Origin of the sequence: Paracoccus benzoatiresistens, assembly GCF_026913015.1 — a bacterium.
Taxonomy (GTDB): Bacteria; Pseudomonadota; Alphaproteobacteria; order Rhodobacterales; family Rhodobacteraceae; genus Paracoccus; species Paracoccus benzoatiresistens.
Map to the genome: position 1 here is coordinate 20,080 of NZ_JAPTYD010000042.1, position 9,096 is coordinate 29,175.

At 65.7% G+C, this 9,096-nt stretch carries 11 protein-coding genes and 2 pseudogenes; 4 read left to right on the forward strand and 9 right to left on the reverse strand.

The window, feature by feature from the left end; all coding sequences use genetic code 11:
* The first annotated feature begins 34 nt into the window (after positions 1–34).
* Positions 35–952, forward strand: coding sequence for a LysR family transcriptional regulator (locus tag OU682_RS18370; protein WP_268943661.1), 918 nt, complete (start codon positions 35–37; stop codon positions 950–952).
* A 273-nt stretch (positions 953–1,225) separates the two neighbouring features.
* Here the strand turns inward: OU682_RS18370 and OU682_RS24295 are convergent.
* Positions 1,226–1,342 (reverse strand): annotated as a pseudogene (locus OU682_RS24295) (IS3 family transposase); the annotation flags it as partial.
* 168 nt (positions 1,343–1,510) lie between these two features.
* Here OU682_RS24295 and OU682_RS18375 point away from each other — a divergent pair.
* Positions 1,511–1,771: a hypothetical protein gene (locus tag OU682_RS18375; protein WP_268943662.1), complete on the forward strand. Its 261-nt coding sequence runs from the start codon at positions 1,511–1,513 to the stop codon at positions 1,769–1,771.
* A 189-nt stretch (positions 1,772–1,960) separates the two neighbouring features.
* Positions 1,961–2,103: pseudogene (locus tag OU682_RS24300) on the forward strand (IS110 family transposase); the annotation flags it as partial.
* 75 nt (positions 2,104–2,178) lie between these two features.
* Here the strand turns inward: OU682_RS24300 and OU682_RS18385 are convergent.
* From OU682_RS18385 to OU682_RS18400, 4 genes are all read right to left on the reverse strand, one after another.
* Positions 2,179–2,355, reverse strand: a complete 177-nt coding sequence (locus tag OU682_RS18385; RefSeq protein WP_268943674.1) for a hypothetical protein — start codon at positions 2,353–2,355, stop codon at positions 2,179–2,181.
* A gap of 108 nt (positions 2,356–2,463) precedes the next feature.
* Complete coding sequence (locus OU682_RS18390) at positions 2,464–2,784, reverse strand: hypothetical protein (RefSeq protein WP_268943663.1); 321 nt, start codon at positions 2,782–2,784, stop codon at positions 2,464–2,466.
* Entirely contained in the window at positions 2,781–5,261 is a 2,481-nt protein-coding gene (gene ctaD, locus OU682_RS18395; protein WP_268943672.1) for a cytochrome c oxidase subunit I, read from the reverse strand. The genes OU682_RS18390 and ctaD overlap by 4 nt, the downstream gene beginning before the upstream one ends.
* Before the next feature lie 14 nt (positions 5,262–5,275).
* A complete protein-coding gene (locus OU682_RS18400) occupies positions 5,276–5,953 on the reverse strand; it encodes a cytochrome c oxidase subunit II (RefSeq protein ID WP_268943664.1) in 678 nt (225 codons plus the stop codon).
* An 18-nt stretch (positions 5,954–5,971) separates the two neighbouring features.
* Between OU682_RS18400 and OU682_RS18405 the strand changes: the two genes are divergently transcribed.
* Positions 5,972–6,586 carry a DUF2231 domain-containing protein gene (locus tag OU682_RS18405; RefSeq protein ID WP_329609825.1) on the forward strand — a complete coding sequence of 205 codons (615 nt, stop codon included), beginning with the start codon at positions 5,972–5,974 and terminating at the stop codon, positions 6,584–6,586.
* On the opposite strand, the gene OU682_RS18410 is transcribed toward OU682_RS18405, so the two are convergent.
* The 4 genes from OU682_RS18410 to OU682_RS18425 form a co-directional block, all read right to left on the reverse strand.
* Positions 6,553–7,068: a CopD family protein gene (locus OU682_RS18410; protein WP_268943665.1), complete on the reverse strand. Its 516-nt coding sequence runs from the start codon at positions 7,066–7,068 to the stop codon at positions 6,553–6,555. The two genes, OU682_RS18405 and OU682_RS18410, sit on opposite strands and share 34 nt — an antisense overlap.
* The gene (locus tag OU682_RS18415; protein ID WP_268943666.1) at positions 7,065–7,790 is read right to left on the reverse strand and encodes a cytochrome c oxidase assembly protein; all 726 of its coding nucleotides are present in this window, start codon (positions 7,788–7,790) and stop codon (positions 7,065–7,067) included. Before OU682_RS18415 ends, OU682_RS18410 begins: the two co-directional genes overlap by 4 nt.
* Entirely contained in the window at positions 7,787–8,068 is a 282-nt protein-coding gene (locus OU682_RS18420) for a hypothetical protein (RefSeq protein WP_268943667.1), read from the reverse strand. Before OU682_RS18420 ends, OU682_RS18415 begins: the two co-directional genes overlap by 4 nt.
* An 836-nt stretch (positions 8,069–8,904) precedes the next feature.
* Positions 8,905–9,096: hypothetical protein (locus tag OU682_RS18425; RefSeq protein WP_268943668.1), on the reverse strand; the 192-nt coding region annotated here is incomplete at its 5' end.

The following is a 9,096-nucleotide window of genomic DNA, read 5'->3' on the forward strand; positions in this document are numbered from 1 at the left end:
CAGAAATAATGAATTCGGATATGCTGGATCAATGATGCCTATACCCATTGGACTGCGCCAGATCACCTACCTGCTGGCCGTGGCTGAAACCGGATCGACCGCGGCGGCTGCGCGGGCGGTGAATGTCTCGCAGCCCTCCGTGTCGCAGGCGGTGGCGCAGATCGAAGCGCATTTCGGACAGCCGCTGTTCCTGCGCCTGCCGGGCCAGGGGATGAGGCCCACACCGTTCGGGCGGCAGAAACTGGCGGCCTTGGAAAGCCTGATGGCCCAGGCCCGCGCGGCTCTCGCGCCCGCCGCGGGACCGGGCGGCGAATTGACGCTGGGGGTGTATTCCACGCTGGGACCACGCTACGCGCCGCGCCTGATCCGGGGGTTCACCGACAAGCACCGCGGCACGCGGGTGACGCTGATCGAAGGAGATTTGACCGAACTGGCCCGGGGATTGCGCCGGGGCCGCATCGACCTGGCCCTGGTCTATGACGCGGGTCTTGCGGCCGACATGGTGCTGACGCCGTTGCAGGCGGTGCCGCCGCACGCATTGGTGGCGCCCGGTCACCGGCTGGCTGGCGCCGGTACCGTGTCGCTGGCGGCGCTGGCAGCCGATCCGGTGGTGCTGATCAATCTGCCCCACAGCCGGGGATATTTCCTCTCGCTGTTCCAGATCGCCGGGGTGACGCCACGCATTGCCGCTGAAACCGGTTCGGTCGAGATGCTTCGCGCCATGGTCGCCAACGGCCTGGGCGTGGGCCTGCTGGCGACCGACCTGCCATACGACGTGACCTATGACGGCGGACGCGTGGTGCGGCTGGCGCTGACCGGCGGCCTGCCGCCCAGCCGTATCGCCATCGCACGCGCGGCAGCCCTGCCCCCGACCGCGACGGCGACCGCCTTCGTGCAATTCTGCGCCGAGGTGATGGGCGATGTGCCCGATCAGCCCACGTCTGCGGGATGATCCGCCGCGCCGTCCCCGCCCGCTCGGCGAAAGCGGACCAGGACAAGCTCTGCCTTCCCCGTCATCGCGATCTTTCCTGTGTCACCGGGATCGCACAGGATCGTATCGCCCGGAGCTACTCTCTGATCATTGGACAGATTTCCGGCTGATTTAAGCTGCTGCCTGCGTCTGCTGATCGGTTTTGACACTGTTGAAATAAACCCCGGTGGGCGGCTGCCCGCCATGGGGGGTGTGAGCCTCTGTTGATTATAGAAGGTGATCCAGGGGCAGATGGTAAACGCATTCATACTTCAAGAACCGCCACAGGCGCTCGATGAAGACGTTGTCGATGCACCCTCCCTTTCCGTCCATCGATATCCGCGCTCCGATCCACTTCAGACGGTCGGTCCAGGCGAAGGACGTGCGGATCTTGTGTCGCGTTGGCGCCCGCCAGTTCGGGTCAGCCTCCAGTCAGGCGCTCTATCGGCCTTTATTGCTCAGCCGCAGTCCCTAACCTTTGTCATGCCGCCGAACCGCATCAGCCGCAGCACCGTTCCGTCCTTACACAGGAGGAACCCCATGACCCACGTCACATTCACCATCGACGGCCACGGCCCTTTCGAGGGCACGATAAGGCCGACCACACGCGAAGGCCGCGAGATCGCGTTCGTCTCGATCCCCATCAAAGCCACGGAACTGACGGGCCCGAAGACGATCACGGTCACCACCGAGGACGGCGAAACCTTCGATGCCCCAGTGATCCGCATCACGACCGACGGCGGGTATCGCGAGGAATTCGACGACCGGACGACCGGCACCGTGGTGTTCGGGACCCTTTAGCGGATCTTGCCGGCAGGCGCGCCGCCTGTCATGTGGCAGGCGATCGCCGTTCTTGCCTGGCCGAGGGCGGTCCTGCCGGTCTGGGGCGATGATCTCGAAGCCCGGAATGCAGCCCATGCCGCCTTTGCCGGTGTTCGGGCTGTCACCCCACGATCCCGCTGTAGCTGCTGAAATCCCTCAGGATCAAAGCGGATCATCCCGAAGTCTCTTGCCGGGCAATACCTCGAACTGCATGACGAGATCGCCTACCTCCATGTGATGATTGGTGCGATCGTCGAGGGACTGGTCCCGATCTGCTTGTGCGCAATTCTATCGGCCACGACGGCGCGGCCAGCTGTCGATCACCCCCGGTGTCCACCGACAGGGAACAACAGGTTAGCAATCACGCAGACAGCCAGCCTGCCGCGCTATTGCGAACCCATCAGGCGCTTTTGAAACTGGTCTTCGCTCAGGCGTTCGATTCCGAACCGTTCCAACGCCTCTATGACGATCTCGGACGGCGGCCTGCCCGCCTCGCCCGCCGCAATTTCCAGGCCGCGGCGCAGATCGTCGGGCAGATTGATGGGTGGTGATGCGCTTTGCATGCCGGTGGTTCCCTTCACGTTAAGCCACCAACACTCCTTGGGGCAATGGGTTCCCGCCAAGGCTTGTTCCAGCTTGCTGCCGGATGGCATCCGACTGCAGCGCCCGCCTTACAGGCACAGCGAGGTGGTCACGACCGGCATGAGGCTCCACACTGTTGCGACCAAGGCCACGCAGGCCAGGATCGTGCTGACCCGCTGCACCCAGGGCAGGGACGAGCCGTAGCGTGGGATGCGCAGACCGATGAGCACCATGGCCTGCAATGCGATGGCGACGATCCAGGACGCGACCAGAGCGGCGCGTCCCTGACCAAGGCTCAACCCCGCCGCGGTCCACAGGTCCGAACAGACGACCCCCTCCAGTCCGTATACCACGCTGAAGGTCGCAATCCAGACGGTGAGCGGAAGCGAGATGCGCAGGATGTCGGTCATGAAAGCCACCCCGGCAGCCAAGCCGCGCCAAGCCCCAGAAGCGCGGCCAGCGTGGCATAGTCGGTCCACAACCGCACCACGCGCGCATCGCCGCAGCGCCGGGCCGAGACATAGCCGGCGCGGATGCGGAACAGCAGGAACAGCGTCATCAGGCCCGCAAGGGCGGCATGGAAGATGACATAGCCCGCGATCACCCACAGCGTCGCGTCATAGGCATGGGCGTTGTAGGTCGTTCCGCCGAACACCGTAATCGAGGCCGCACCCAACATCGCTAGCCCCGTCAGGCTGACCAGCAGGCCCACCCAGGAGGTGCCTTCCCGGCGGATCGCGTGATCGGCCAGGCGGATGCCGGCGCTGGCAAGGACCGCGCCACTCGCCGCCGCGACTGGTTCCAGGATATCGGCCTGGAGGATCCGGAGCGGCGGCCAGTTCGGAGCGACGGTCCACAGGAAGGCATAACCGAACAGCAGCGAGCCGAAGAGCACCGAGTTGGCCAGCAGCAGGAACAGCGATCCCCACCAGCCCGGCGGACAGGAAACCTCGGCATGGGTGGGCAGGGACACCCCACGGCCCGCGTCCAGCAGCCCCTCGTCCCGGCGCGAGCCGCCCGACCAGGCCCAGAGCAGCGCCAGCGCCGTCACTCCCAGAGCCGAGACGAACATGAGCCAATACCATTTGAACACGGGGGCCATGAACATGATGCTGGTGACGACTGCCATCGCAAAGGGCACGACCGTGTTCCGGGGCATGACGGTGATGAATTCCGGCTCGCCATGAGAAACGCTGACGGCCAGCGTTTCGCGCCGCTTGCGGAACGGCTCGCCCAGGAAGCCGTCGCCGCGGGCGATCTGGACAGGCAGGTCAGGATTGTCCTGCAGGGGATAGCGGCTGGTCACGACCGGGATCGAAGCGAAGTTGTAGGCAGGCCCCGGAATTGGCGTGGCCCATTCCAGCGTCCCTGCGTTCCACGGATTGCGCCGCCCGCGCACGGCGACAAAGGCGTTCACCGCCACGTCCAGGATCACCAGCCCGAAGCCGATCGCCAGAACGAAGCCGCTGATCGAGGCGAGGAGATTGATGAACTCCCATCCCGAGCCCTCCTCGACGGCATCGATCCGCCGGCGCATTCCCAGAAGCCCCGCCCAGTGCAACAGCAGGAAGGTTCCGTGGAACCCCACCATGACCAGCCAGAAGGCCGTCTCGCCCATCCGGAAGAAGCGCTTGCGCCCGGTCAGGACCGGCAGCCAGTAATAGATCCCGGCGATCATCGGGAAGACATATCCGCCTATCAGGACGTAATGGAGATGGGCCACGACGAAGTAGGTGTCATGCGCCTGCCAGTCGAAGGGAACCATCGCCACCATGACGCCCGTCAGCCCGCCCATCACGAAGGTCACGAAGAAGCCCAGGATCCACAGCATCGGCAGGTGCAGTTCAGGGCGGCCCTTCCACAGGGTGCCGATCCAGGCGAAGATCTGCACGCCCGTGGGCACGGCGACCAGGGTCGAGACGGCCGAGAAGAAGGCCAGCCCCATGTGCGGGATGCCCGTGGTGAACATGTGGTGGACCCACAGCCCGAAGCTGAGAACCGCCAGCGAGATCGCCGCCGCCACAACCCAGCCATAGCCAAGCAGCGTGGTGCGCGCCATGACCGGAAGGATCATCGAGATGACGCCCGCCGCCGGCAGGAAGATGATGTAGACTTCGGGGTGGCCGAACAGCCAGAAGAGGTGCTGCCACAGCAGGCTGTCGCCGCCGTTCTCGGCCTGGAAGAAGGGCATGTCGAAGGCCCGCTCCAGTTCCAGGATCAGCGAGCCCAGGATCATCGGCGGAAAGGCGGTCAGGATCATCACCGCCACGACCAGCATGTACCAGGCAAAGATCGGCAGCCTGTCCAGCGACATTCCCACGGCGCGATAGCGCAGCACGGTGACGACCACCTCGACCGCGGCGCCGATGGCCGAAATCTCGATGAAGCTGATGCCCAGCAGCCAGATGTCGGTGTTGATGCCGGCCGAATAGGCGCTGGAGGACAGCGGCGGATACATGAACCAGCCCCCGTCGGGCGCGACCCCCGCCAGCAGCGAGACGATCATGATCGTGCTGCCGATCATGTAGCACCAGAAGCCGTAGGAACTGAGCCGGGGAAAGGCCAGGTCGCGCGTTCCCAGCATCCCCGGCAGCAGAAAGACGGTCAGCGCCTCGAAGAAGGGGATGGCGAACAGGAACATCATGATGGTCCCGTGCATCGTGAAGATCTGGTTATAAACCTCGGGACCCATGAAGGCCGACCGGGGCGAGGCCAGTTGCGCCCGGATCAGCATGGCCAGGATGCCCCCGGCCAGAAACATGCCGGTGGCACCCAGGATGAACATGTTGCCGATGGTGTTGTTGTTGACCGTGGTGAACACGCCCTTCCAGCCGGGATCATTTTTCCAGATCGGATACAGCGCCTTGTGCAGGCGCAGTGCTGTCAGGCGTGGTTTGTCGGTCACGGTGTCTCCCTTGCCAGAAAGGCGTCCCAAGCCGCCGCGTCATGGGCGACCACGGTGAAATGGTGGCGGCGGTATCCCGCGCCGCTGAACTCGGCGCTGAGGCCCGCGTATTCGCCCGGTTCCGACGCCTCGATCCGCAACACGTTCACATGGCCGGGGATCGCGTCCAGCTTGCCCGCAAGCCGCGGCACCCAGAAGCTGTGGATCACGTCGGCGCTGGTGATCCTGACATCGACCGGACGGCGGGCGGGGATGTGCAGTTCTCCCTCGGTCACGAGGCCCGGGACGTTGGGATAGGAAAAGCGCCAGGTCCACTGCCGCCCCTCGGCCTCGACCGCCACCACGTCGGGGCCGGGATGGGGCAGCAGCCGCTCGCCGATCCAGAGGCCCCAGACGGTCAGCGCAGCCAGCACGGCCATGGTGAAGCCGAGGCCCAGTCCCTTGATCCAGACCGTCTCACGCCGGCTGTCCGCTGCCTCGCCCGCCGGCCCCTCGCCCCGGCGGAAAGCCAGCACCAGCAGCACCAGAACCAGCAGCAGGATCGCCGCCGCCCCGGTCAGCATGACCCACCAAAGGGTGGCGATGATGTCGGCCGCGGGACCGGCTGGATGGACGACGGAAAGCCGTTCTTCGCAACCGGCCAGCGCCAGCGGCGTTGAGCCGCCGACAACCATTCTGGAGAAAAGTCGCCGATGGCCGATGACCGGAACGAGACGCAGGACGCCAGCTTTGGCAAAGCGCAGCAGGATGGCCAAGACAACAACCAGCCCAGGAGCGAAACCGATGCCTCCGCGCCGGGCGGCCAAGGCGAAGGCGAAGGGCTTTACGAGGACCCGGTCGCGGATCTGCCGGGCTTTCACCAAACCTCGTCCACGATCGCGATCGCGGGCCATCCGCTGCATGCGATGAGCGTGGCCTTCCCGATCGCCCTGACCTTCTGCACCTTCGGCGCCGACCTGTTCTACTGGTGGACAGGCGACGGCTTCTGGGCGCGGGCCGCGCTCTGGGCCGCGGGCATGGCCTTCCTGATCGGCGTTGCCGCGGCATTCACGGGGACGCTGGAACTGCTGTTCGTGCCCGGCATCCGGGCGCGCGCAGCGGCCTGGACTCATGCCGGGATCGCGGTCGTGCTGCTGTCGATCCTGGGCACGAATTGGGGTTATCGCCTTTATGGCTACGAGGATGCGGTGCTGCCCTATGGCATCCTTCTGTCGGGTTTCAGCGTCGTCATGGTGGGCGCGACCGGCTGGCACGGCGGCAGGCTGGTGTTCGATTACCATCTGGGGACCTCTGACACCGGCAATTGACGCTCACGAGGTTCCGACAGCCAGTCGGGCATTGGGATTTCCTCCAGCTCCGGCTTCAACAGGACCAGCGTCAGGATTGCCAGGACGGGCACCAGAAGGACCACCAGCGGCCCTAGGGGCCGCGGCGTCCGGTGGCGCCCCTCGGTCTCGCCCACCTTGACGATATGGTGGCCGATCCAGGCGTGAAAGCCGATCAGCAGAGCCACGAAGACCAGCTTGGCGAACATCCAGGGGACGAAGACCTCGCGCAGGAAGATCAGCCAGGTTCCGGCGATGATGGCCGTCACGGCGGCGGGAGTGATGATCCAGACATAGCTTACATGGGATGCCACTCGGATGCGGGTGAAGTCAGCCTGCCCGATGGCCGGATCGTGGCGCGACAGCATGACGGGCAGGCCAAAGAGACCGCCCACCCATAGCGCCAGCGCGATCACATGCAGGGCCTTCAGATGGGGGATGACCGGTTCCAGCCACGCGATCATGTCGGCCGGGCCTGCAACTGCCTCCAGCCCCGCAGCGCCACCAGCGCGCCCAGGGCGGCATAGGGGATCCCCGCCGGCACCCACATGATGATCCCGCCAAGCTGCTGATCCGCCAGCGGCGTGAAACCCCAGGCAAGAGGCGCTTCCTGGTGGATCCCGTAAAGCGGATCCGGCGCAAAGGTCAGCAACGCCCCCAGAAGGCCCATCTGCATGTAGGCCCCCAGGGTTGCCAGCCCCGCCTGCCCGGCCGGCCGGCCGGGCGCCAGAACGGCCCGCCAGAAGGCGGTGGCTGATCCAAGCAGCGTCGCCTGCATCACCCAATAAAGGCCCATGTTCGCCATCGCCGCGTCATAGGCCTGCGGCAGATGCCAGGCCCACAGCACCCCCGTCGCAATCACGAAAAGCGGCGTGGCCGTTCGCGTGGTCCGCGCGGGCCAGGCCAGCGCGATCAGCGGCGCCGCAACTGCCACCAGCAGCAGGTGATGGACTACCCGCGCCGAGAAGAGCGCCGCCGACAACGCGCAAAGCGGCGAGACGAAGGCCACGGCCAGCACCGCAACCGCCGCCACGCCCGGCCGCGATCGGCCAAGCACCAGCGCCAGCGCGACCAGCCCCGCTAGCAGCAGCGGATCGAGGTTCCAGCGCGCCCAGATGGCGCCGGGATCGGGGGCCGGGCCGCAGTAGAGGCCAGCAAGGCCGGTGGCAAGCACGTCGGGGATCATCCTGCCGCCCTCGCCCCGGCGCCATCGTCCTCGGGCCGGATGCGGAGGGGGGCACCCTTGCAAGCCGGGGTGTGGGACAGCTTGTCGCGATAATGCACCGGGACCAGCGGGTTCATTTCGCGGTGACAGGCCGCGACGCAGCCGTCCGGCAGGTCGTAGTCCACGACCCGCAACCTCCGGACCACCCGGTCATGACCATCCTCGAGGGCGCCTTCCAGCGTGGCGGCCTGCCCTTCCGTCAGGCCTTGGCGCGAGATTTCCTTGGGATTGATCAACACGATCTCGCGTCCGCATGAGGCAGGGCAGCAGCCATGGGTGACTGCCGGGAAACAGATGCGAGCAGTTGAGCCTGTCGCGGCCTGCACGTTCAGGTCCCGGTTGCCCCAGCATGGCTCCGCCCTTTCGCGGTCCCGGCCCAGGAGGTGCACATATGCCCGCCGGTCTTGTTCTGCCGCATCAGTGTGCGGAACGCGCCCATGGTCGGCCTCTGGTCGGCCGGGATGCACCCAACCCCCTTGAGCAAGCCCCAGCCACCGGTGGCGCTGGTAGAATAGGGGTGCGTCCTCCAGCGGCCGGGTGGACTCATTACCGCTGGGCTCATTCTCGCTCATCGGCTCCTCCCCGAGGTGGTGGGCATGCAGGCGGTTTGTTTGCATACCGGCAACCCGGTATGCGGCGGCGGGTTCCAGTGCCGGCGAGACACCAGTTGTTTGGCGACGACGCCGCAATGCCGCCGGATCATCGCGCGGGACAACGCCCGGACGCCAATGCAATGGGCCGCGTCGGACCTTGTTGCCCTGTCACAAGGCGGATGGCATGGCAGAAGAGTGGATTGCAAGGCAGCCGCTGCCACGGACAACTTTGGCAGCCGCTTGGCTTCATTTCTGACCGGAAGATACAATCGAAGGCGTCCATGTGTCAGGCCTTCTTCGGGCCACTCAGTCTTGAAGCAAAGATGGCTTGGTGTCGACAAGGTCGTCGCCAGGCGCGACTGTCGCCGAATGCCTGCTGCAATGGAGAGAGTCTAAGGGTCCAATCTCGACAAGGCAGCAAGGCTGACCAAGCCTTTTTGGCTTGCTCATCACGCCAAGCTCGTCACAAGCCCTACACGCCCTCAGAAGCCAACCAGCGCCATATCCAGGGCGGCCATGATGTGGCTGTCCTGATCGGCCAGATTGGTGACTGGAATGCGCAGCAGTGACCGGGGGGGGGGGGGGGGGGGGTGGCGGGGCCTCGACATGGCCGAAAACATTGTGGGGGTGACGCCGATTACCCCGAGGGGGGGGTATTTTAAAAACCGGGCGCC

What these genes read in the sequence shown, in the direction of transcription:
- OU682_RS18370 (WP_268943661.1), top strand. Translation starts at nt 35, where the DNA reads ATGCCTATACCCATTGGACTGCGCCAGATCACCTACCTGCTGGCCGTG.
- OU682_RS18375 (WP_268943662.1), top strand. Translation starts at nt 1,511, where the DNA reads ATGACCCACGTCACATTCACCATCGACGGCCACGGCCCTTTCGAGGGC.
- OU682_RS18385 (WP_268943674.1), bottom strand. Translation starts at nt 2,355, where the DNA reads ATGCAAAGCGCATCACCACCCATCAATCTGCCCGACGATCTGCGCCGC.
- OU682_RS18390 (WP_268943663.1), bottom strand. Translation starts at nt 2,784, where the DNA reads ATGACCGACATCCTGCGCATCTCGCTTCCGCTCACCGTCTGGATTGCG.
- OU682_RS18400 (WP_268943664.1), bottom strand. Translation starts at nt 5,953, where the DNA reads ATGGTTGTCGGCGGCTCAACGCCGCTGGCGCTGGCCGGTTGCGAAGAA.
- OU682_RS18405 (WP_329609825.1), top strand. Translation starts at nt 5,972, where the DNA reads ATGGCCGATGACCGGAACGAGACGCAGGACGCCAGCTTTGGCAAAGCG.
- OU682_RS18410 (WP_268943665.1), bottom strand. Translation starts at nt 7,068, where the DNA reads ATGATCGCGTGGCTGGAACCGGTCATCCCCCATCTGAAGGCCCTGCAT.
- OU682_RS18415 (WP_268943666.1), bottom strand. Translation starts at nt 7,790, where the DNA reads ATGATCCCCGACGTGCTTGCCACCGGCCTTGCTGGCCTCTACTGCGGC.